We start from the raw sequence: 22,814 nt of genomic DNA, 5'->3' as shown, positions 1-22,814 counted from the left end.
AAAAATTTTCTTTAGATATCTTATTGACATCCTTGATATTACAGTGTTATTTTATATGTGAACATTACCGGGAACGTTCACATTATTAAAAATTAAGGGAATGGTTGGAATAATGGGAAAAAAATTGACGATCAACGATATTGCAAGATTAGCCGGAGTCTCACGCCAAACTATTTCCAGAGTTCTCAACGAAAAAGAGGAGGTAAGCGAAGCCACCCGTAAGCAGGTGCTCCGAGTGATCGAAGAACACGGGTTTCAACCGAGCCTTCAGGCCAGAAGTATGGTGACGAGAAAGACCAATACGGTTGCTTTGCTGCTGCCGGATATTAAGAACCCATTTTTTGCGGAAATCGTATGCGGAATCGAACGGACGCTTCGCGAGAAGCAAATGAACGTCTTCCTATTTACAACCGATGAGGATTTGGAACGTGAAGTCTCTTTTATTAATTTGGCCCAGAATTATAATGTGGATGGCATGATCCTGTGCAGTCCAAGACTTGATGATGCGAATTTAAGAAAACTGATCCCAAACATTTCTCCAGTTGTGTTATTGAACCGTGATCTTGAAGCGGATGGAGCCGCATCTGTCATGGTAGGAGCTCAACATGGAGGGTATACCGCGACGAAACACCTCATTGAACAAGGCCACACCCGAATCGGAATTATTGTCGGTCCTCCCCTGGCGAGAAGCAGCGTAAAAAGATTGGAAGGATATAAAAAAGCGCTGGAAGAGCACGGTCTCTCCATTGATCCAGAATTAATCGTCACCGTAGAGACGCCTAACGAGGGCATTCACAGGCTTACACAGCATTTAATAAAAAATAAGGTAACCGGGATTACGACCTACAATGATATTTCCGCAGCTTATGTGATTCAAGCCTGCACTGAAATGAATATGAATGTTCCGGGTGATATCTCCGTCATCGGCTTTGATGGCGTTATTCTATCCCAGGTCATGAACCCAAGTCTAACGACGATGGCGCTTCCGCTTTTTGAAATGGGCGAAACTATTGCCAATACGCTGATCAAAATGATTAAAGGTACAGAGCCTTATGAAAGACTGACCAATATTTATCCGCTGCTAAAGAAAGGGAATTCAACCCGGGTAAAATAGCTTTTCTGCTGCAATGGTTGCAAGTAAGTTCTGTCTTGAGGAGGGTGAATATGAGCAGCAACTCATCAGTGCTATTGGAAATGCGAGGAATTGGAAAAACATTTCCAGGTGTCAGAGCCTTACATCAGATCGATTTTAATATTCGTGCAGGAGAAATTCATGCGTTATGCGGAGAAAATGGTGCCGGCAAGTCAACAATGATGAAAATACTTTCCGGCATCTACACCCCGGATGAGGGTGAGATTCTGTTTGAGGGCACAGCGGTCCAGATCAACCGCCCGGATATCGCTCAGCGGCTTGGCATTGCGATTATTCACCAGGAATTAAGCTTGGTGCCTGAGTTAACCGTAGCGGAGAACATCTTTCTGGGCGATTATCCTCAGCGGCTGCCGGGAATTGTGCATTGGAAAAAGATGAAACGTGAGGCCCAGAATGTACTGAATGAAATGGGCTTTGATATTAACGTAGATCAGCCTGCAGGTACATTAGGCATAGCGAAGCAGCAGGTCGTCGAAATTGCGAAAGCGCTTCACCGCAAGGCGAAGGTGGTGATCTTGGATGAACCGACGGCACCGCTGGCCAATCAGGACGTGGAACGATTAATTGAATTGGTCAACAAATTAAGGAGCGAGAATCTTGGAATCGTTTACATTTCACATCGTCTTCCTGAGGTGTCTCGAATTTCGGATCGGGTGACGGTGCTCAAAGACGGGCAGCTTGTGACGACAAGAGACATTAAAGGGCTGACAAGAGATGATCTAGTGAAGCTAATGGTCGGCCGTGAAGTATTGAAAATGCGGCTGGGAACCGTCACGGATTACAAGAAAAAGGTGCTGTCGGTTCGCGAATTATGCACTTCCAAGCTGCTCGACAATATTAATTTTGATCTATATGAAGGAGAGGTATTAGGGCTCGCCGGTCTAGTTGGAAGCGGCCGGACCGAACTCGCCAGAGCGATATTCGGAGCGGATTCATTTACAGGCAAGGTTGAATTGCATGGCAAGCCGTTAAAGCTTAAGAACCCGCGGGATGCCATTCAACGGGGGATTGCGCTGCTCCCGGAAGATAGGAAACAGCAAGGATTAGTGCTAGGAATGTCTGCATTGGAAAATATGACGATAGCAGGTCTGGATAAGTTTTCAACGATGGGCGTCATGAAGAAGAGGCAGGAACGGGAAGACGGAAATCTTCTGGTGCAGAAGCTGCAAGTTAAAGTGAGCGGCCTATCGCAGGAGACGCGAACATTAAGCGGAGGCAATCAGCAGAAGCTGATCATTGCGCGCTGGTTGTATAACAAAGCGAAAATATTAATATTTGACGAGCCTACAAGAGGGATCGACGTCGGAGCGAAATCCGAAATCTATCAGTTGATTAATCAATTTGTAAAAGAGGGCGGTTCTGTCATTGTCATCTCTTCCGAGCTTCCGGAAGTTCTGATGTGCGACCGGATCTTGATTATGGCCAGAGGAAAGATGGTTTTAGAGATACCGCATGCTGAGGCCTCCGAAGAAAATGTCATTCAACACATGTTATAAAGGAGTGAACCGTTTTGGCACAAAAACAAACGACTTTAACAGCTGTTCAGGGCGCAAACCCCAATTACGAGATTCTAAAATTGCTGCTGAAAAACTATCTGTTCATTTTTCTTTGCTTGCTCATTGTGGTTTGTTCCTTTCTATCGGATAAATTCCTCACATTCAACAACCTAACCAATGTACTGCTGCAAAATTCGGTCATTTCCATTCTGGCATTAGGGCAATTAATGGTCGTTATCACTGGCGGGATCGATCTTTCGGTCGGTTCGATCGTTGCTGTTGCAAGCGTGCTGTCCGCTTCTTTTCTTGGAATGGGACTCGATCCGATCTTAACGATTATTTTGGTGATGCTGCTTATGGCGGTTGCAGGGGCCGGCAACGGGGCTGCGGTGGCCTATGGGAAAATAACCCCATTTGTCGTCACACTGGCGACGCTAACGATTTATCGGGGATTGGCTTATATTTTTCAGGTGGGATCGCTTGTTACCATCGAAGACAAAACTTTCTTGTCTATTTTAGCCGGGAAGACCGTCATTGGCGGCATCTATACGCCCGTCATCATTATGTTTATCGCCCTTCTTATCTTTATTTTTATTCTGCGGCAAACGACATTCGGCAGACGCCTTTATGCAGTTGGCGGAAATCTGGAGGCTGCACGGCTGGCCGGTGCGCCGATCAACCGTGATATCATCATTGCTTACGCGGTCAGCGGAGCGATGGCCGGTCTGGGAGGACTGATGACAACGGCTCGTCTCAGCACGGGCAGCGCTTTGTACGGCCAAGGCTACGAGCTCGATGCCATTGCGGCAGTTGTGGTCGGGGGAGCTTCATTGATGGGCGGCAGAGGTTTTGCTCTGAATGCGGTGCTTGGCGCCTTTTTGATCGGTATTATCCGCAATATTTTGAATCTGATGGGGGTTGCCTCCTATCCGCAGATGGTTATCCAAGGCTTGATCATTCTGATCGCTGTTCTGTTAACGACAATGGGAGCAAGAAAAAAAGCTTAACAAGGTAAGACTCCCCTTTTCGTCCTATACAATAACTCGCTTATCGTCCTTTCAGTGCTGCAAACATAAAAAACACATCGGCAAAGAGCGTGATGCAGTTTATATAGATGAATGTGTACATTATGAAAGAGGTGGATCTAATGGTAAAGGGCAGAACAGGAAAAATGAAGGCGCTTTCGTTAGTCGTGCTGGCCACTTTTATATTACTTGCCGGTTGTACGACGGCGAATGATCCGGGACCAAACGCCAATCAGGGGGATACAGGAAACCAGCAGACCAATACCGTATCTAATGATCCCGCGGCAACGGCGGACAACAAGGATATCACGATCGGCTTTTCTCAGCGGCGTGTCGCAGGCAGCGACTGGTACACGAACCTGATTCGGGGAGCCGAAGAAGAAGCGGAGAAACAAGGTGTCAAGCTTGTCGTTCTGGATGCGCAAGGGGATGTGGCGAAGCAAGTATCCGGTGTGGAGGATTTGATCGCGCAGGGTGTAAATGCGGTTATTATGAATCCGCAGGACCCTTCCGGCGTTATTCCGGCTACAAATAAATTGAAGCAGAACAATATTCCATTGGTCGTGGTAAACAGCAACATCGATCCAAAAGCGGAAGCTGTATCGTTTGTATCCGATGATCCGAGAGATACAGGTTATAAAACAGGATGGGAGCTTGCTGAAGCCGCTTCCGAAAAGTACGGCGATACGATTATTAAAGCCGCAATGATCAGTGGATATCCGAAAGAATTGGTTTCTCAATACCGGCGCAACGGAATGATTGCCGGATGGACGGATTTTATGCTGGAGAAGTACGGCAAATCCAATCTGGAATTGGTTGCTGAACGCTTTGGAGAGTGGGTGCCGGACAAAGCGCTGCCGGTCATGCAGGATATTGGGACTGCTCATCCAGATCTGCAGGTTGTATTCTGCATGAGTGATGTGATGCTGCCGGGTATCTTTACCGCATTGAATAATACCGGTTTGAATGGAGAGGTTCTGATTGGATCGATCGACGGTACGAAGGAAGCGATTCGCAGAATTGCTGAGGAACCGGAATCTGGACTTATTGTTACGGTTAGTAATGACCCGAGGGTACAAGGTGCGGATGCAGTGAAAATAGCGATTCAGGTTGCCAAAGGACAGCAGGTTCCGGCTACCCATTACATCGCTAACCCGATTATCAACAAAGAGAATGCCAAAGAAATGTACGATCCAAATTCTCCGTATTAAAAAATGCTAATGCAGAGGTGAATCATGAAAAACTATCAGCTCCTTATTAATAACGAATGGCGCCCTTCCAGCGATGGCAAGACTTTTGAAAGAAGAAACCCTGCCAATGGCGAAGCAGTAGCGGAGTTTGCAAAAGCAAGCATCGAGGATGCACGGTTGGCGATTGCGGCAGCGCGCGAAGCATTTGATCATGGCCAATGGTCAAGATTATCCGGTAAGGAACGCTCCGATCTGCTGTACCGCGTTTATCAGCTTATCGTAGAGAGAACAGATGAAATCGCGGAGCTGCTTAGCCGGGAGATGGGCAAACCATTGTCTGAAGCAAAGGGCGAGGTGGGCGCTGCCGCAAATATTACGCATTATTATGCGGGATTATGCAGAGCGATCTACGGGCAGACCACCACGCAAATCCAAAAGGATATGCTGGGTATGACCGTACGATTTCCAGTTGGGGTTGTAGCCATTATCACACCGTGGAACTTCCCGCTCGGAACGATGATGCAGAAGCTGCCCGCTGCGCTGGCAGCCGGCTGCACGGTCATTGTTAAACCTGCAAGCTATACGCCTGCTTCGACCTTGGAATTTGCCAAACTATTCGTTGAAGCGGGATTCCCGAAAGGTGTCGTCAATGTCATCACCGGGTCTGGCGAGTTATTAGGGAAGGAACTTGCAACCAATCCGCAGGTCGATAAGATCGCCTTCACGGGTTCGACAGAGACAGGGAAAGATCTAGTTCGGTTATCTGCGGATACGTTGAAGAAGCTGGGGATGGAGCTTGGGGGGAAATCGCCGAATATTGTGTTTGCCGATGCAAATCTGGATGATGCGCTTGATGGCGCGCTGTTCGGCAGCTTTTTCAATCAGGGGGAAGTATGTACGTCAGGTTCCCGCTTAATCGTGCAGGATGAGATCTATGATGAGTTCCTCGAACGGCTGGTAGCCCGGGCGAAACGGATCAAGGTCGGCAATCCGCTGAGCAGCGATACGGAGATGGGTGCCCTCATTGCTGAATCTCACATGAACACAGTGATGAGCTATATCGAGAAGGGGATCTCGGAAGGGGCAAAACTGTTAACCGGAGGCAGGCGTCTGACGGGCGGGGAATATGATCGCGGATTTTTCGTTGAGCCGACAATTTTTGGCGATGTGACACCGGAGATGACAATTGCCAAGGAGGAAATCTTTGGCCCTGTGCTGTCGGTTATCCGATTTAAAGATTTCGATGAAGCAATTTCGATCGCTAACGACACCTGCTTTGGGCTGGCGGGGGCAGTCTGGACCAAGGACATTGATAAAGCGCTGCGCGCTGCCCAGAAAGTAAAAGCCGGCACGTTCTGGATTAACCATTACATGGAGGCGCATTCCGAATTGCCGTTCGGCGGATTCAAAGACAGCGGTTACGGCAAAGAGCTTGGAACGCTTGGCTTGGATGCCTTCTCCGAAGTAAAGGCGATTCAAATTCATGTCGGGGAAAGAAACAACTTTTATAAGTGGTAATGATTGATCAATCGGATTTATTTTAACTATTATTTTAAAAGGAGAATGAACTCATGAGCGATATATTCAAATTTCTGTGCGCCACTAAAATCGTATTCGGCAAAAACGCATCCGGGCAGGTTGGTGAGGAGTTGACTGCACTGGGATACAAAAAGACTATGATCGTTACCGACAAAGGAATTATTAACGCAGGACTGTTGAAGCATATCGAAGAATCCCTTACCGCCAGCGGAATTGAATACATTGTTTATGACGAGGTGCCGCCGAATCCTCCTTCTGCCGTCGTTGTAAAAGGGGTGGAAATTTTCCGTTCCAACGGCTGCGATTCGTTTGTTGCGGTCGGCGGGGGCAGTGCGATGGATGCTTGCAAAACTATTAGTATGATGACCGTCAACGACGGCGACATCAATGAATATGATATCGGCGGCAAAACGTTCACCAAGAAAGGTCCGTCCGTCATTACGATTCCGACAACTTCGGGTACCGGCAGTGAGGTAACGCAGTGGGCTGTTATCACCGATGAGAAGAAGCATTGGAAATCAAGTATCGGGAGCCCTTTGATGGCCCCGGCCGTCGCTTTGGTGGATCCGATGATGACACTCGGACTCCCTCCTGCCATTACGGCAGCGACAGGAATCGATGCATTGACCCATGCGATTGAAGCCTATACGACAAGAGATGCTCTGAACGGAGCCAATCCGATGGCCGATATCTTAAATCTTGAAGCTGTGCGCTTAATAGGGCACAATCTTCGGGAAGCTTATGCCCGGGGCGGAAATTACGAAGCAAGGAAAAATGTGATGCTGGGAAGCACGTTAGCCGGCGTCGGTTTCCCACAGGTTGGGCTAGGGAACGCACATGCGCTCGCACATCCGCTTGGCGGGCATTATGATATTCCGCACGGTGTTGCGAATGCAATCTTGCTGCCCTTTGTAATGAGATTCAATCTCATTGCTTGTCCGGGACGGTTCGCGGATATCGCGGTAGCGATGGGAGAAAACATCGAGGGATTGTCACCGATGGAAGCGGCAGAGAAAGCGGTCGCTGCTGTAGAGCGGTTGGTGAAGGATACTAATATTCCTTCTTTGCGAACATTCAATATTAAGGACAGCGATTGGAGCAGGCTGGCTGAGGATGCATCCAAGGACATGAACAGCCAGACCAACCCGAGGAGAACAAGCTATCAGGATCTTCTTGATCTTTTCCATCAAGCCAATAACGCAGAGTAACGGAGGAGGAGAAACCGCAGCGTGCAACGTTACAATAAAGCGAAAAACATAAATGGGTATCAAGAGATATTTCAAAAGGATAGCCCGTTATTGGATTATTTAGCTTTTGGCAAGCTCGCATTGGTAAAAGGCGAATCGTATACTGGTCAAACCGATGGATTCGAGACAGCGCTGGTACTCTTAACAGGAACGGCTGCAATAACTTGTGAAGGGCAGACTTGGACGGGATTGGGTGGAAGAAGCAGTGTGTTTGACGGTAAAGCCACAGCCGTTTATATTCCTTGTCATTCCGGTTATTCCGTACAGGCGGAGACCGATGTGGAGATTGCTGTATGCAAAGTGAGAGCCGAGCAGAAATGTTCACCTTTTGTCGTAAGACCGGAGGAGATCGTTGTCCACCAACGCGGTAAACGCCAGTGGAAGCGGGAAGTTCATGATATTATTGCAGATAAAGCGGACGGAAAGGTGCAGCGGATGATTCTTGGGGAAACGTATAACGACCCCGGACATTGGTCCAGTTACCCGCCACATAAACATGATGGAGAACATTATCCTGAGGAACCGAATCTTGAAGAAATCTATTACTATCAAGTGAATCCGAAGCAAGGGTTCGGTGTGCAGCTGCATTACACGAAAGACGGCTCTATTGATGACGCCTATATTATCCGTCATGGCGATAGTTTTGCCATTGACAAGGGTTATCATCCGGTAAGTGCCGCAGGAGGCTATCAGGTGTACTATTTATGGTTCATGGCTGGGGAGTCCGGCAGGACCCTGAGGCCTCACGACGATCCGGATCATAAATGGATTCATTCTTTAGAATAACAAGTATCGGCCGAATAAGAGCAAATCCGTGACTTGCAAAATACCAGATCGAGATGGTCAGAGAGTGGCGTTCGATTACGCCGGAGTTCAAGCCCTTTGCCCAGTTTGATTCAACTGCTCGAAAGCCTTCCGATCGCAGGCGTTAATCATATTATATTCAACCTGAAGTACGGACGGCGCCCGGTTCAAGAAGTGATACAGGAGCTGGGCGAGGAAGTCGTTCCCCATTTTCCTGCACTGGCTAGCGGATAAGATCAGTATTTAACGTGATGGAAATAAAATAGGACGGAGCAGGTGCACCCTGCTTCGTCCTATTTATCGTTTCACTATGGCTCTTTTCCAGGTTGATTTGCTGTGTTGGAAAGACATTTCGACTCCTTTTTCCGGTTGAGATTGTTTATAACAAAGAAATTAATTATACTTTTAACGTTGACAGTTAAAAGTATAATATATATAGTATTAAGTATATTGATCGAAACAAAAAGAAAAGGGGACATGAAAATGCTTAAAGTCGGTGTTATCGGTTGCGGTGCAATCGCTCAAAGACGTCATTTACCGGAGTACTTGAATAGAAATGATGTCGAGATTGTAGCAGTATGTGATTTTAATCTGGAGAGAGCAAAAGAGGTTGCTAAGCAATTCGGCGCAAAACACGCGTTTCAAACGCATCAGGAGTTATTGGCATGCGAGGACATCGAAGCTGTTTCGGTATGTGCTCCTAACTTCCTTCACGCTTCGATCACAATTGAGTCGATCCAAGCCGGCAAACATGTATTGTGCGAGAAACCAATGGCGACAAATTTGGATGAGGCCAAAAGCATGGTGGACGCTGCAACGGAAAAGGGCGTAAAACTCATGATTGGCCACAGCCAGCGCTTTATGCCTGTTCATATAAAAGCAAAAGAAATATTGGATGAAGGAAAATTGGGCCGCGTGCTGAGCTTCCAAACAACCTTTGGCCACTCTGGACCGGAGAACTGGAGCGTGGATGGCAAGTCGAGCTGGTTTTTTAACCAGGATGAGGCATTTGCCGGTGTATTAGGGGACCTGGGCGTTCATAAAGCAGATCTCATCCGGTGGCTGTTGAACGATGAAGTCAGCGAAATAACCGCTATGTATGGAACACTGCACAAAAATACCAATGTTGACGATCATGCCGTACTGGCCATTAAGACACAAAAAGGCGCAATCGGCACATTGACGGCAAGCTGGACCTACTATCCGAATGAAAACAATTCAACGATTATCTATTGTGAAAAAGGAACGCTGAAAATCGGCACGGATGAGCAGTTCGGGTTAATCGTTGAACATCAGAATAAACACCGCGAATGTTATGAATTGGATAAAATACAGTCGAATGAAACGGGTGGGCAAACCAATTCAGGCATTATTGATCATTTTGTTGAAGGAATATTAAACGGCACAGGCCATTCCGTTACAGGAGATGACGGTTACAAAGCGCTGGAAATCGTATTGGCGGGAATTAACTCGGCAAATCAAAAACAGACCATATCGTTATAAAAATCAGGCTCAAATCCTTATAGCCGCTGGAGGTAAGGGTTTGAGCCCCGCATAATTAGAATATGAAAGCGCCGGACATCAAAGCAATCATTAAATATAAAAATATCTTAATTTAACTTTAAAAGACATACTTTTAACATTGACAGATAAAAGTTCATGATCTATAGTATAAATACCACAGAAAATCATGTTGCAGCATGTGATCAGGAAACGAATTTTTTAACACGCTGAAAAAGAAAGCGCTTCAGAAATTTACGAATTATAATGTAACCGATTTTATGCGGGAGGTGATTTTGTCTGGTTAAAAGCAAGAAAAGTTGCAAATAATTAACTCGAGATTTTCAAGTCAATATTTTAGCTTCTTAGGGGGTTTTCAAATGAAATTGGGTTACCAAACGAATACATGGGGTGGTGTAGTCGGACATCCCGGTGGTGTAACTTCAGTCAAGGATCTGTACTACTTAGCGAACGGATCTACTGAACAAGCGATCAAGGATATAGCGGCAGCAGGATACAAAGGAATCGAGCTCTTTGACGGAAATCTGATGCAGTATGCGGACCGTCCGGACGAATTTGTCGCTCTGCTGAAGCAATATGATCTAGCCCTGATCGGTGTTTATACAGGAGCCAACTTCATTTATAAAGATATTCAAGAGGATGAGTTCTACAAGATTGAAACCGCTGCAAAGCTGGCAGCAGCTGCAGGCGCGGAGCATCTTGTATTAGGTGGAGGGGCCGTACGCGCTTCAGGCATTTTGGAATCGGATTATACCGAGCTTGCACAATCGCTTGAACGGGCTGCAGCTATCGCGACGAAGTACGGATTAGTGCCAAGCTACCATCCGCATCTGGGAACGATCGTTGAAAAGCCGGATCAGCTTGATCGCATCATGGAGCTGACATCGATTAATTTATGTCCGGATACGGCACATATTGAGGCAGGCGGCGGTGACCCAGTAGCAGTCATCAAAAAATATGCTCACCGCATTAAATATATACACTTCAAAGATTATGCCGCAGGCGCATTTTTGCCGCTTGGTGAAGGCAAACAGGATTTCAAGGAAATGGTCGCTGTTTTACAGCAGAACAATTATGACGGCTGGATTACGGTAGAGCTGGACAGCTACGAGGATCCTTTGAAAGGCGCCGAAATCAGCAAAACTTATATTCAAGAGAAATTAAATATTCAATAAAAAAACATCAAGGGGGTCATCACCATGAAAAAATCATTTGGAACATTAGTTGCATTGGTTTTAATTTTCAGCTTGGTTCTTGCAGGCTGCGGAGGCGCCAATAACGGCAATGCTGCCAATGGCGGAAATACGGAAACACCTGCTGCCGGAGCAAACAACTCCGCTGCAGATACCAGCGGCCCGTTGACGATTAACCAAAGTCTGCCGGATAAAGAAATTTTGAGTAAAGGACCGGATGGAGAAGCAGCGGTATCTGCAAAAACACTGCAGCTGACTCCAGAAGAATTGGACAAAATCAAAGAAGGCAACTACAAAGCGGCATTGGCTATGCACTATGCAGGCAATGACTGGTCAACAGCGCAAATTAGAGGTCTGACCGATGCGTTCACAAGAATGGGCATTGAAATTGTAGCGACAACTGATGCCAACTTCAAATCCGAGAAACAAGTTTCCGATATCGAAACGATCTTGACAAAACAACCGGATATCATCGTAAGTATCCCGGTTGATCCGGTATCCACTGCCTCGGCTTACAAGAAAGCTGCAGAGCAAGGCGTGAAGCTGGTATTTATGGACAACAAGCCGAACGGTATGGAGCATGGCAAGGACTATGTGAGTGTCGTCTCTGCAGATAACTATGGAAATGGCGTGGAAGCAGCGCATATCATGGCGAAAGCGATCGGTGAGGAAGGCGAGATCGGCGTTATTTTCCATGATGCTGACTTCTTCGTAACGAAACAAAGAACCGATGCGTTCGAGAAAACAATTGCGGAACAGTATCCGAACATCAAAATCGTAGATCGCGGCGGAATCGCCGGTCCTAACGATGGAGAAAAAGTCGCATCCGCTATGCTGACTAAGAATCCTAACCTGAAAGGAATCTTTGTTGTATGGGATGTACCGGCAGAAGGCGCGCTTGCGGCTGCCCGTGCAGTCGGCAGAAACGATCTGGTTATCACCACAATCGATTTGGGCACCAACGTTGCGCTTGATATTGCACAAGGCGGCATGATCAAAGGCCTCGGCGCGCAATTGCCTTACGACCAAGGCGTTGCAGAAGCAATCCTGGCAGCTTACTCCCTGCTTGGCAAAGAAACACCTTCTTATGTTGCAGTGCCGGCTCTTCAAGTAACCCAAGAAAACATTCTGGATTCCTGGAAGACCGTTTATAACACCGATGCTCCAGAAACGGTGCAAAACGCTGCCAAGTAATGTTCGTGAGTCTGACTAGCTTGATGTACCTGATAAAGCCTTACACGCTGCATCCCTATCAAACTTGATTTGGATGCAGCATATAAGAATTGCATATATAAAGGAGAGAATAAAATGCGTAAATTAAATGTAGCAATGATCGGCGGAGGATTCATGGGGAAGGCGCACTCTATCGCTTATGCGGGGATGCCGATGTTCTTCTGGCCGGCACCGGCAATTCCTCATCGGATGACTGTTGTAGATATTAACGAACAAATGGCAAAAACAGCCGCCGACCGTTACGGATTCGAAAATTATTCTTCCGACTGGAGACGTGTAGTCGAAGATCCGAATATTGACATTATCGATATCGTTACACCGAATGATTCGCATGCCGAGATCGCAATCGCAGCTGCGAAGGCGGGTAAACATATCATCTGTGAAAAACCGCTTGCCCGTACCGCGGCAGAGTCCAAGCTGATGCTGGACGCCGTTAAGGAAGCTGGCGTAAAACATATGGTGGCATTTAACTACCGCCGCACACCTGCAATTGCTTTGGCGAAAAAATACATTGAAGAAGGCGCAATCGGCAAAATCCTGAACTTCCGTGGAACGTACCTGCAGGATTGGTCTGCCGACCCGAACTCCCCGCTCTCCTGGAGATTCAAGAAGGACATTGCCGGCTCCGGCGCGCTTGGTGATATCGCAACGCATGTCATTGATATGGCCCGTTACCTGGTTGGGGACATCACGGAGGTTATGGCTACTACGCAAACATGGATCAAAGAACGTCCGGTACAATCCGGCGGCGTTGACAAGCTGGGCACAGTGAAAGCAAGCGGCGACGTGCAGAAAGCACCGGTTGACGTGGATGATGAAGTAAGCACATTCCTTCGTTTCGAGACAGGTGCTGTGGGCAGCATCGAAGCGACGCGCAATGCGTGGGGCCGCAATAACTTTATCACGTTTGAAATTCATGGTGAAACAGGCTCCATCTATTTCAACTATGAGAACCGTGACGAGCTTCAGGTTTGCTTCTCAAGCGACCCGGGTGACAGAAGAGGCTTCCGCACAGTATACACAGGGCCTGCGCATCCATATGGTGAGGCATTGTGGCCGATTCCGGCACTGGGAATTGGTTATACCGAGACGAAAATCGTCGAAGCGCATGACTTTATTTCATCCATTGTAAATGATACGGAAGTATCACCGAACTTCTACGACGGCTACCGGATTGCGGTTATCAGCGACGCTATCCTCGAATCTGCAAGAACTGAAAAGTGGACAAAATCGATCTAAATATTGGAAAAAAAGCGATTTCTAACGGGGCGCATCGACGCCCCGTCAGAATCATTGCAAAGGAGTACTTCGTATGGGAACACCAATATTGGAAATGAGTCAAATATCCAAATCATTTAACGGCATCAAAGTACTCGATAAGGTTCATTTTGAATTGGAAAAGGGAGAGGTTCATGCCTTGATGGGCGGTAACGGGGCTGGTAAGTCGACCTTAATGAAGATTTTGACGGGTGTTTATGAGTTAGATGAAGGACAGATCAAAATAGCGGGCTCCGATGTGCAGATTCACAATACAACCGATGCAGAGAGCCACGGCGTATCGATGATTTTTCAGGAATTCAGCCTTATTCCAACGTTAACGGTTGCAGAAAATATCTTTCTCGGCAGAGAACCAAAGAAGGCATTTGGACTGATCGACGACAAAAAGAGCGTAGCGAGAACTAAAGAACTGCTCGATGAATTGAACGTGGACATTAAACCGGACGATATCGTAGCCGATCTTGGCGTCGGTTATTGGCAGATGACGGAGATTGCCAAGGCGTTATCAAAAGAGACGAAAATATTAATTATGGATGAACCGACATCGTCCTTGACGAAGCGGGAAACGGAAGTTTTGTTTGCTTTTATCGATCGACTGAAGAATAAAGGGATTTCTATTATTTATATTTCTCACCGGATGGATGAAATTTTTCAAATCTGTGATCGGATTACGATCATGGGCGACGGACGGCACATCATTACGGCTAAGACTAGCGAATTGGATATGGACAGCGTTATTCAACATATTGCCGGTAAAAACATGGAGAAATTCGAATGGAAAGACCGTAAAAGGGTTTCAAACGGATCGGTTGTTCTCCAGGTGAAAAATTTGAAAACAAACAACCGGGTGAACGGTGTCGATTTTGAATTGCACCAAGGAGAAGTTTTGGGGATCGCAGGATTGATGGGAAGCGGAAGAACCGAAACGATGAGAGCGTTGTTCGGGATTGACCCGTTGACCGGTGGAGATATATATATATCAGGCAAAAAGGCAACGATCCGGTCTCCGAAAGACGCCATTAATAATGGATTGGCTCTCATTCCTGAGGATCGAAGGGTTCAGGGCTTGGTGCTCGAACATCAAGTGATGGACAACATCCTGCTGCCATCCCTTTCCAAGATTACGAAGGTTCTTGTCAATGACAAGAAAGGAAAGCAAATCTCAGAGGAATGGGTCAAAAAATTAAACATCAAGACCGACTCCATCTATAAGACTTCTAGGCTGTTATCAGGCGGTAATCAGCAAAAGATCGTATTTGCGAAGTGGTTGGCCAACTCCCCCGACATCATTATGCTGGATGAACCGACGATCGGGATCGATATTCGTGCGAAATCCGAAATTATCGATATGGTCCGTGATCTGGCGGATGATGGAAAGAGCATTTTGCTTGTATCCTCGGAGATGCCGGAGCTGCTTGCAGTTAGTGATCGGATCCTTGTCTTCCATGATGGGAAAGTAGTCAAACAGTTTTTGCGTGAGGAAATCAGTTCAGAGGAGGATTTGCAACATGCAATCCAAGGCTTCTAATTCAACATCCTTTCTTAAGGATTTCAACTGGAGACAATATATCGTTTACATCGCTTTTATCGGCGTATTGATCTATTTCTCTGTCACTTTGTTCGATGAAGGGTTTTTAACGACAAACAACATTCTTAATATTATCCGCCAGACGGCGATCATCTCCATTATGGGCGTAGCGATGACATTCGTCATTAGTGCAGCAGAAATCGATCTATCTGTCGGTTCGATTGCGGCGCTGTCATCACTAACCTCAGCGATGGCCTTGGAATCCGGCTTTGGCATATTCGGTGCTATCGTAGCTGGGCTTGGAACAGGCTTGCTGATCGGTCTGGTTAACGGATTGCTGGTTACCAAAGTTATTATTCCCTCTTTCCTCGTTACGCTGGGGATGATGGGTGTCACCAAGGGTCTGGCGATGTGGGTCACGAATACGGCTCCGGTTCCAATCATTAACGAAACCTTCGTATTTCTGTTTGGTTCAGGCGATATCGGCAATATTCCGGTCTTGTTGTTCTGGACATTGGCAGCAGTAGTGATCGGCCATATTGTACTGCGCAAAACCGCGTTTGGACGCCGTACATTAGCAACGGGCGGTAATCAAAACGCAGCAAGATTCTCCGGTGTTAACGTATCCAGAACAAAACTGTATGTGTTTCTTGCATCAGGTTTTGCGGCAGGCCTTGCCGGCATGCTGTATGCAGGCCGTATGCACTCCGGACGTTATACGTTTGGTGAGGGAGACGAACTATCCGTCATTGCTGCCGTTATCTTGGGAGGCACCAGCTTGTTTGGCGGCGTAGGTACAGTTATCGGTACAGTTATCGGATCGCTTATGATCGGAACCATTAACAACGGTCTGATCATCATGGGTCTGGATGTCAGTCAGCAAATGATCGTAAAAGGACTTATCATCATACTCGCCGTAGCTTTTGGCAGAAAAGCAATCAGTAAGTAAAGGGAAGGATTTGCTATGCGAAAACTTAAAGCAGCAATATTAGGGGCGGGATTTATCGGTCAGGCTCATATTGAAGCAATCCGGCGTATCGGTTTCGTTGATGTTGTTGCGATTGCTCATAGCAGCCAAGAAAAAGCCGATGAAAGTGCGAAATCGTTAAACATTCCAAAGGCATACGGGAATTATATGGATTTGCTGCAGGATGAGGAAATCGACGTGATCCATAACTGCACGCCTAATCATCTGCATTTCGAGATTAATAAGCAAATCATTAAACATAACAAACATCTGCTCTCGGAGAAGCCGCTCACGCTGACAAGTGATGAAGCGCGGGAATTGTATTTGCTGGCCAAGGACAAAAATCTGGTAACCGGAATCAATTTCAATTATCGGCAATTCCCTATGGTCCAACATTTGCGGGGGATGGTTCGCGCCAACGATCTGGGGGACGTACGGATTGTCCGAGGCAATTATCTGCAGGATTGGCTGTTATACGATACGGATTATAATTGGCGGTTGGAGCCCGAGTACGGCGGACCAACAAGAGCAATCGGTGATATCGGCTCCCACTTGTTCGATCTTGCGCAATACGTAACTGGGATGAAAATTACTGAGGTGCTGGCAGATACGTCTGTTGTTGTTCCGAAACGATACAAACCGCAAAAGGGCAAGCAAACGTTCCAAACCGGCACGAAAGAAAATGCCGAGCTTGTGGAGATCAATACGGAGGATTATTGCTCCGTATTGGTCAAATTCGATAATGGCGCAAGAGGCGTATTTACGGTGTCCCAAGTCTCGGCAGGCAACAAAAACGCCCTGGAGCTTAATCTGGACGGAGCTCTTGCCTCCGGCTGCTGGAAGCAGGAGGAGTCGTTTCGCTTGTTGATGGGCTATCGGGACAAACCAAGCGAAACCGTCCTGAGAGATCCGAGCTTAGTTAAGAAGGAAGCATTGCCTTTTCTGCACTATCCGGGCGGACATGAAGAAGGATGGACGGAGAGCCTCAAGAACATGATGCAGAATTTCTATAACGCGGTTAATGGCATTACAAGCCATTCCGATTCTGTTGCTTCATTTAAAGAAGGCTATCAAATCATGCTGATCATTGACGCGATCGTTAAAAGCGCCGAAACGGGATGCTGGGAGAAGGTAGCGGATATTGTGGATTGACCTGTGATCCAGGCCAATAAGTCAGAAGCAGTCGGCGGCGTTCATCGCCGCCGACTCTGTATTTTCAAGAAACGAAACATGTAACACCCTATAACCTTAATACCGGAAAAGAATGCGTTATTTTATTGTAAACGCTTTATATACCAATACATAATTTTACATCAAAGAAATGAAGGTTAATAACCTTTGAAAATAACTTTTTTTCAACAATAAAACATATTATCTGGTAAAATATATTCAGTGTTAATAAAGGGTATAATTATCAAGATGGATGAATAGGAAAGTGGTGAAATGAAAGTTGCTTTTAATGACTGCCAATGTGCTTCAAATTATAAGGAAATCGAAAGTCCCCTTGTCAAAAACAGATATTGTAGCTGAATCCGGACTATCGTTATCCGCGGTATCGGACCATGTTGAACGTTTAATCAATGAGAAATTAATCGTTGTTTCAAATATAGGGAATTCAAGCGGCGGCAGAAAACCAAGACTCTATGCTTTAAACAAGGATGCAGGTTATATCATTTCGATCGAACTGGGAACCTCCAGTGTCCGCGTTGCGATTTCTGATTTTGATTGCAATATTTTATATTCAGACCATTCCCCGGTCGATATTAACGAAGGTCCTGAAAAGGTATTAACGCATGTTTATCATGTAGTCAAACATATTATGTCCACAAATCATATTGATCAAGTATCGATAAAAGGGATCGGGATCGGGATTCCGGGACCTGTCGAGTTCACTTCCGGTCTGCCGATTTCTCCGACCATTATGCCTGGGTGGGACCGTTATCCGATCCGTAATTTCTGGTCCAAGTATTTTGAATGCCCTTGTTATGTGGACAATGATGTTAATATTATGGCTTTAGGCGAGCATGCAAAGGGTTTAAACTTCGAGGTCGACAATTTGATTTATATTAAGATTGGCACGGGTATCGGTGCGGGCATTATTTATGATGGCAAGTTATATCGCGGTTCAAGCGGCAGTGCAGGGGATATCGGGCATTTTGACGTAGGCAGCGACGTGATCTGCTGGTGCGGCAATACCGGCTGCTTAGAGGCGGTTGCGGGCGGCAAAGCGATTGCTACGAAAGCTAAAGAGCTTGCATTAGCCGGTAAGAGCAATTTCCTATTGGAAACCTTGGATGACAAGGGAGAGTTAAGCCTTAAAGACATCGGCGCCGGGATACAAAGGCTGGATACGTTATCTGTTGAATTGATTCGTGACAGCGGCGCGCTAATCGGAAGGGTGCTTGCATCGCTGGTTAACTACTCCAATCCGTCTTTGATCTCCATAAGCGGAGGCGCATCCGAATTTGGCGATATTTTGCTCGCTGCAATCAGACAGGGCGTTTATCAGAGATCTTTGCCTCTTGCGACTCGGAATTTGTTAATTAACAAATCGATCTTAGGGAAATCGGCCGGTCTCATTGGCGGAGCATTCATGACCATAGACCAATTAATCATAAACAGCACTGATGACAATTCCCACAGCTTTCATGATTTGAAGCAAAGAAGCTGATACGCAGCAAATAACGGTGCCGTTCCTCGGATGGGGACGGCACCGTTCTCATTTGCAGGCGGAACTTCTAAGACGTATGAAGGGTCTCAAATCTCCTTAAGCGAACCGCCGTTCACCATAAACTCAGATCCCGTGACAAATGAAGCCTGATCAGAGGCCAGAAAGGCGATGACGGAAGCGACCTCTTCTGCCGTTCCAAGACGTTCAAGCGGCAGCTTGCGCAGGTTTCTCGCATAATGGGCGATCGCGTCATCCTTGTTCATCTGGAGATTAGCTGCCAGGGAATCCGCAAAGCCTCCGGGATTATCCCACAGCGGTGTTCTGATCGAGCCTGGGGAAACGGCATTCACCCGGATGCCTTTAGGGCCGAATTCATTGGATAATGCCTTGGAGAGGCTGAGCATGGCGGTTTTGGATACGCTGTAATCAGGGATCATGGAGTCCGGCTGGCGGCCGACTTCTGAAGCGATGTTAATAATTACACCGCTGTTCTGTTTGAGCATGTATGGGATCGCTGCGCGTGAAGCGCGTACCATACTCATAAAATTGGCTTCCAGCAGGCCGTTCCAATCCTCATCGCTTATGCTCAAAAAGCCGTTTCTTACCTGAACGATCCCCATATTATTGACCAGCACATCTATTTTGCCAAAAGCCTCAATGGCCTTTTCAATCATTCGATCATTGCCCTCAGGCGTGCTCAAATCTCCGGCAACCGTAACCAATCGATCCGAGCCGATCTCGTTCAGCGCATTGAGGCTGCGGCTGGCGCCGACTACCTTTGCACCCTCCTCCAAAAACAATCGGACAGTTGCCAATCCGATACCCGCATTCGCTCCAGTAACAATAACTACTTTATCTCGAAGACCTAATTCCATGGATCATTCTCCTTAATCAGATGATATATGCATGCCATGATAAGATTTGGTATAGCGCTTTCATATTGCAAATGACTAAACCAACTTCAATCCATATTGATTATTGGTTTAGTATATAACAAACTACTTTCGACTGTAAATAACAAAAGTTCGGTTTAATATATCAAATGTTAAACGGTCAATACCTTTTTAAAGCGTGGGCTAATCCGGCAATGCCTGCACCGATCTCATCCACATGGGGCTTGGCAAAGCTTAAGCGCACATAACCTTGTTCAGATCCGTATACGCTGCCGGGCACGAACACAACGCCTCTTTTGATCGCTTCTTCCAGCAGCTTGCTATCATCAATCTTCAGATTGATTTTGCACCATAGATTCAGTCCCCCCTGCGGAGGAGTGAACGTTACTTTATCTCTTAAAATATCAGTTAAAGCATTCACCATGAGCTGCTGCTTCTGCTCCAAAGCATGCCGGAGCTTGGTAATGTGCAGATCAAACTGGGGGGACCTTAATAAGCGCTCAGCAAGCCATTGGGAAACAATGCTCAGCCCGAAATCCATCTGCTGTCGTGCATCGGACAAACGTTTGACGACGGATTGAGGCGCGATCATCCACCCGATGCGCAGGCCGGAGGCGGCAATCTTGGAAAGTGAGCCGATGTATAATACAAGGCCGTCCGTATCCATGGATTTCAATGTGACAGGCGGTACACCCTCAAAGGAGGTTAAGCTGAAAGGATCGTCTTCCACGATTGGAATGCCCAGTTTAGAAGCGATATCGAGCAGCTGGACTCTTTTCGCAGGATCGAGCGTTGTGCCGGTTGGATTATGATAGTTAGGATTCAAAAAAATCATGCGGATCCGATGCTGGCGGTACAGCTTTACTATATCATCTGGCTCAATGCCATTGTTGTAGACCGGCAGCCGGAAAATTCGCAGCCCCGCGGATTGGAACATCGGCAGCGAATAACTGTAAGACGGATCCTCAATCGCCACGGCATCTCCCGGCGACAGCAAGCATTGGGTAATCAAATATAAAGACTGCTGCGATCCTGAAGTGATAAGGACGGAGGACTCCGTTGTGTTCATGTTATGGTGCTGCAGCAGAAACGACGTTAATGCAGACCGCAGAGGATAATATCCCTGCGGATCGTCGTACCCGAGATATTCCTGAAATGGATCCTGCTGCAATAACGTATGTATGATGCTGTTAGGGAACAAATCGGGAGACAATTCCCCGCTAGCAAGATCGATTAATTTTTCGCCATTGCGCAGAACCTCCCGTATGCGCCGCATTAATGGCAGATTAGGCAAAAAAGTGCCTCCGTCCGTATAGGAACGCCAATTCGGCGTATGCTTAGGGGCAATTCCCCATTTTGTAAGGCTGACTCGTGTTCCGCTGCCCACCGTGCTTTCCACTAGACCTGATGCACGCAGTTCTTCATAGGCTTGGATGATGGTGCTCCGATTAACGCCGAGCTGCTCGGCCAGTTTCCGTTCTGACGGCAGCAAGCTCCCGGGTGGTAATTCCCCATATGAAATACGTCGTTCCAGATAATCGACGATCTGTTGGTAGAGCGGTTTTTTGGTCGTACGATCCGGTTTCCACATAGCTGCTATCCTCACCTTTAATGTCCTGATATCTGATATTGTAAACTGCAAATTGGTTCCTTGTCTAACCAACCAATTGGATGGTGCATTTTCATCCGAATTGGACGGTTACAATCTCATAGGATGCTCTTATGATAAAGCTATAATTACCATTGAAGCGAGCGTTATGAATATTGGCAGTAGAGGAGGTCTAAAATAAATGGAACGAAAAGTCAAAGCAGCGGTCATTCAATCTGCCCCTGTTCTGTTTGATAAAGCGTCTTCCCTGGAAAAGATCGTAAGCTGGACCAGGAAAGCGGCAGCGCAAGGCGCTCAGCTTGTGGTATTCCCTGAAGTATTCATCCCCGGCTATCCAAGAGGATTGACGCTGGGAACGCGTATCGGCAGCCGGCAGCCGGAAGGCCGGAAGGACTGGGAGCGATACTGGGAGAATGCGATTGACATCCCCGGGGAGGATACCGATATGTTGGGCGAGCTGGCGAAAGAAGCCGGCGTATACCTTATCATCGGCGTAGTGGAGCGGGATGGTGAGTTTAGTAAAAGCACGCTTTACAATTCTATTCTCTATCTGGGCCCGGACGGAAAAGTGCTCGGCAAGCACAGGAAGCTTGTCCCTACCGGGGCCGAACGCCTGTTATGGGGACAAGGGGATGGCAGCACGCTGACTGTGATCGATACGCCGTTTGGCAGAATTGGCGGTCTGATATGCTGGGAAAATTATATGCCTTTGGCCAGAATGGCTATGTATGCAAAAGGAATTGATATTTTAATTACACCTACGGCGGATGCACGCGATACATGGCAGTCCACTCTGCAGCATATTGCTCTGGAAGGACGCTGCTTTGTCTTATCGAGCAATCAATTCGTCAAGAAGGAATCATACCCTTCGGATATGGCCAGTTATGCAGAGATCGCGAATGATCCCGATATATTATGCAGGGGCGGAAGCGCGATCGTCGGACCGCTTGGAGAATTTATAACGCCACCTCTATATGATACGGAAGGCATGCTGCTCGCGGAGTTAGACCGGTCGCTCGTGACGCAAAGCCGTTACGACTTTGACGTTACCGGACATTATAACAGGCCGGATGTTTTCCAATTGCTTGTCAATGAGAGCAAACGAAGCATCGTCAGCTTTAACTGAAAAATGTCGAATAATGATCATTTATCGGCAGTTCGTCCTGTTGAGACTCTGCCCGTTTGTATGTATCCTATAGAAGGAGGTTGAGTGCATGAATTATTTGATCGCGCTTGTGTTTGTCGTCATGATCGTTGCTTTAGTGACAACGCTCACCGTGGGCTTTTCGAAAGAAAATAAAAAAGAAGGCTCTGCAGATGTACAAAAATTCGGGAAAAAATGGATCAGGCTAACCAGTCTATATATTGTAACCGTCGTATTATGCCTAGCCATATTTTTTCTAGTGCTGAACAGTTAATCGGAGAGGGATTCCCTCTCCGATTGACTGCTTTTGAGGGTTATGGTAA

At 46.9% G+C, this 22,814-nt stretch carries 19 protein-coding genes and 1 pseudogene; 18 read left to right on the top strand and 2 right to left on the bottom strand.

Annotation, left to right across the window (positions count from 1 at the left end):
- The first annotated feature begins 112 nt into the window (after positions 1-112).
- The 16 genes and pseudogenes from IEW11_RS10085 to IEW11_RS10010 all read left to right on the top strand — a co-directional run bounded on the left by IEW11_RS10085 (position 113) and on the right by IEW11_RS10010 (position 18,845).
- Positions 113-1,114 carry a LacI family DNA-binding transcriptional regulator gene (locus IEW11_RS10085; protein WP_188530957.1) on the top strand — a complete coding sequence of 334 codons (1,002 nt, stop codon included), beginning with the start codon at positions 113-115 and terminating at the stop codon, positions 1,112-1,114.
- A gap of 50 nt (positions 1,115-1,164) precedes the next feature.
- Complete coding sequence (locus IEW11_RS10080) at positions 1,165-2,649, top strand: sugar ABC transporter ATP-binding protein (protein WP_188530956.1); 1,485 nt, start codon at positions 1,165-1,167, stop codon at positions 2,647-2,649.
- 14 nt (positions 2,650-2,663) lie between these two features.
- Positions 2,664-3,656 carry an ABC transporter permease gene (locus IEW11_RS10075; protein ID WP_188530955.1) on the top strand — a complete coding sequence of 331 codons (993 nt, stop codon included), beginning with the start codon at positions 2,664-2,666 and terminating at the stop codon, positions 3,654-3,656.
- Between the two features lie 140 nt (positions 3,657-3,796).
- Complete coding sequence (locus tag IEW11_RS10070) at positions 3,797-4,885, top strand: substrate-binding domain-containing protein (protein ID WP_188530954.1); 1,089 nt, start codon at positions 3,797-3,799, stop codon at positions 4,883-4,885.
- A 24-nt stretch (positions 4,886-4,909) separates the two neighbouring features.
- Entirely contained in the window at positions 4,910-6,382 is a 1,473-nt protein-coding gene (locus IEW11_RS10065) for an aldehyde dehydrogenase family protein (RefSeq protein WP_188530953.1), read from the top strand.
- A 53-nt stretch (positions 6,383-6,435) separates the two neighbouring features.
- Positions 6,436-7,611, top strand: coding sequence for an iron-containing alcohol dehydrogenase (locus IEW11_RS10060; RefSeq protein WP_188530952.1), 1,176 nt, complete (start codon positions 6,436-6,438; stop codon positions 7,609-7,611).
- Positions 7,612-7,632: 21 nt separating this feature from the next.
- On the top strand, positions 7,633-8,436 hold the full coding sequence (iolB, locus tag IEW11_RS10055; RefSeq protein WP_188530951.1) for a 5-deoxy-glucuronate isomerase: 804 nt from the start codon (positions 7,633-7,635) through the stop codon (positions 8,434-8,436).
- Positions 8,437-8,474: 38 nt separating this feature from the next.
- A pseudogene (locus IEW11_RS10050) lies at positions 8,475-8,688 on the top strand (LLM class flavin-dependent oxidoreductase); the annotation flags it as partial.
- A gap of 219 nt (positions 8,689-8,907) precedes the next feature.
- Positions 8,908-9,957, top strand: coding sequence for a Gfo/Idh/MocA family protein (locus IEW11_RS10045; RefSeq protein WP_268237382.1), 1,050 nt, complete (start codon positions 8,908-8,910; stop codon positions 9,955-9,957).
- 377 nt (positions 9,958-10,334) lie between these two features.
- Positions 10,335-11,150, top strand: a complete 816-nt coding sequence (locus IEW11_RS10040) for a sugar phosphate isomerase/epimerase family protein (protein WP_188530949.1) — start codon at positions 10,335-10,337, stop codon at positions 11,148-11,150.
- A 24-nt stretch (positions 11,151-11,174) separates the two neighbouring features.
- A complete protein-coding gene (locus IEW11_RS10035) occupies positions 11,175-12,362 on the top strand; it encodes a substrate-binding domain-containing protein (protein ID WP_188530948.1) in 1,188 nt (395 codons plus the stop codon).
- A gap of 114 nt (positions 12,363-12,476) precedes the next feature.
- On the top strand, positions 12,477-13,640 hold the full coding sequence (locus IEW11_RS10030; RefSeq protein WP_188530947.1) for a levoglucosan dehydrogenase: 1,164 nt from the start codon (positions 12,477-12,479) through the stop codon (positions 13,638-13,640).
- A 73-nt stretch (positions 13,641-13,713) separates the two neighbouring features.
- A complete protein-coding gene (locus tag IEW11_RS10025; protein WP_188530946.1) occupies positions 13,714-15,207 on the top strand; it encodes a sugar ABC transporter ATP-binding protein in 1,494 nt (497 codons plus the stop codon).
- A complete protein-coding gene (locus IEW11_RS10020; RefSeq protein ID WP_188530945.1) occupies positions 15,188-16,156 on the top strand; it encodes an ABC transporter permease in 969 nt (322 codons plus the stop codon). Before IEW11_RS10025 ends, IEW11_RS10020 begins: the two co-directional genes overlap by 20 nt.
- 15 nt (positions 16,157-16,171) lie before the next feature.
- Positions 16,172-17,326, top strand: coding sequence for a Gfo/Idh/MocA family protein (locus IEW11_RS10015; RefSeq protein WP_188530944.1), 1,155 nt, complete (start codon positions 16,172-16,174; stop codon positions 17,324-17,326).
- Between the two features lie 352 nt (positions 17,327-17,678).
- Complete coding sequence (locus tag IEW11_RS10010; RefSeq protein ID WP_188530943.1) at positions 17,679-18,845, top strand: ROK family protein; 1,167 nt, start codon at positions 17,679-17,681, stop codon at positions 18,843-18,845.
- Positions 18,846-18,931: 86 nt separating this feature from the next.
- On the opposite strand, the gene IEW11_RS10005 is transcribed toward IEW11_RS10010, so the two are convergent.
- A complete protein-coding gene (locus IEW11_RS10005; protein WP_188530942.1) occupies positions 18,932-19,720 on the bottom strand; it encodes an SDR family NAD(P)-dependent oxidoreductase in 789 nt (262 codons plus the stop codon).
- Between the two features lie 178 nt (positions 19,721-19,898).
- A complete protein-coding gene (gene pdxR / locus IEW11_RS10000; protein ID WP_188530941.1) occupies positions 19,899-21,329 on the bottom strand; it encodes a MocR-like pyridoxine biosynthesis transcription factor PdxR in 1,431 nt (476 codons plus the stop codon).
- 199 nt (positions 21,330-21,528) lie between these two features.
- Between pdxR and IEW11_RS09995 the strand changes: the two genes are divergently transcribed.
- Both IEW11_RS09995 and IEW11_RS09990 read left to right on the top strand, forming a co-directional pair.
- Complete coding sequence (locus IEW11_RS09995; protein WP_188530940.1) at positions 21,529-22,473, top strand: carbon-nitrogen hydrolase family protein; 945 nt, start codon at positions 21,529-21,531, stop codon at positions 22,471-22,473.
- A gap of 88 nt (positions 22,474-22,561) precedes the next feature.
- Positions 22,562-22,765, top strand: a complete 204-nt coding sequence (locus IEW11_RS09990) for a hypothetical protein (RefSeq protein ID WP_188530939.1) — start codon at positions 22,562-22,564, stop codon at positions 22,763-22,765.
- The last annotated feature ends 49 nt before the right edge of the window (positions 22,766-22,814 follow it).

This window comes from Paenibacillus abyssi (genome assembly GCF_014640295.1).
Lineage (GTDB): Bacteria > Bacillota > Bacilli > Paenibacillales > Paenibacillaceae > Paenibacillus_D > Paenibacillus_D abyssi.
Note: the sequence above shows the minus strand (reverse complement) of the source record. Positions and strands in the feature narration are given on the sequence as shown.

Excerpts from the sequence above, each read along its gene's own strand:
- IEW11_RS10040 (WP_188530949.1), top strand. The coding sequence starts at position 10,335 with ATGAAATTGGGTTACCAAACGAATACATGGGGTGGTGTAGTCGGACAT.
- IEW11_RS10030 (WP_188530947.1), top strand. The coding sequence starts at position 12,477 with ATGCGTAAATTAAATGTAGCAATGATCGGCGGAGGATTCATGGGGAAG.
- IEW11_RS10025 (WP_188530946.1), top strand. The coding sequence starts at position 13,714 with ATGGGAACACCAATATTGGAAATGAGTCAAATATCCAAATCATTTAAC.
- IEW11_RS09990 (WP_188530939.1), top strand. The coding sequence starts at position 22,562 with ATGAATTATTTGATCGCGCTTGTGTTTGTCGTCATGATCGTTGCTTTA.
- IEW11_RS09995 (WP_188530940.1), top strand. The coding sequence starts at position 21,529 with ATGGAACGAAAAGTCAAAGCAGCGGTCATTCAATCTGCCCCTGTTCTG.
- IEW11_RS10015 (WP_188530944.1), top strand. The coding sequence starts at position 16,172 with ATGCGAAAACTTAAAGCAGCAATATTAGGGGCGGGATTTATCGGTCAG.
- IEW11_RS10065 (WP_188530953.1), top strand. The coding sequence starts at position 4,910 with ATGAAAAACTATCAGCTCCTTATTAATAACGAATGGCGCCCTTCCAGC.
- IEW11_RS10060 (WP_188530952.1), top strand. The coding sequence starts at position 6,436 with ATGAGCGATATATTCAAATTTCTGTGCGCCACTAAAATCGTATTCGGC.
- IEW11_RS10005 (WP_188530942.1), bottom strand. The coding sequence starts at position 19,720 with ATGGAATTAGGTCTTCGAGATAAAGTAGTTATTGTTACTGGAGCGAAT.
- pdxR (WP_188530941.1), bottom strand. The coding sequence starts at position 21,329 with ATGTGGAAACCGGATCGTACGACCAAAAAACCGCTCTACCAACAGATC.
- IEW11_RS10035 (WP_188530948.1), top strand. The coding sequence starts at position 11,175 with ATGAAAAAATCATTTGGAACATTAGTTGCATTGGTTTTAATTTTCAGC.
- IEW11_RS10070 (WP_188530954.1), top strand. The coding sequence starts at position 3,797 with ATGGTAAAGGGCAGAACAGGAAAAATGAAGGCGCTTTCGTTAGTCGTG.
- IEW11_RS10020 (WP_188530945.1), top strand. The coding sequence starts at position 15,188 with ATGCAATCCAAGGCTTCTAATTCAACATCCTTTCTTAAGGATTTCAAC.
- IEW11_RS10080 (WP_188530956.1), top strand. The coding sequence starts at position 1,165 with ATGAGCAGCAACTCATCAGTGCTATTGGAAATGCGAGGAATTGGAAAA.
- IEW11_RS10085 (WP_188530957.1), top strand. The coding sequence starts at position 113 with ATGGGAAAAAAATTGACGATCAACGATATTGCAAGATTAGCCGGAGTC.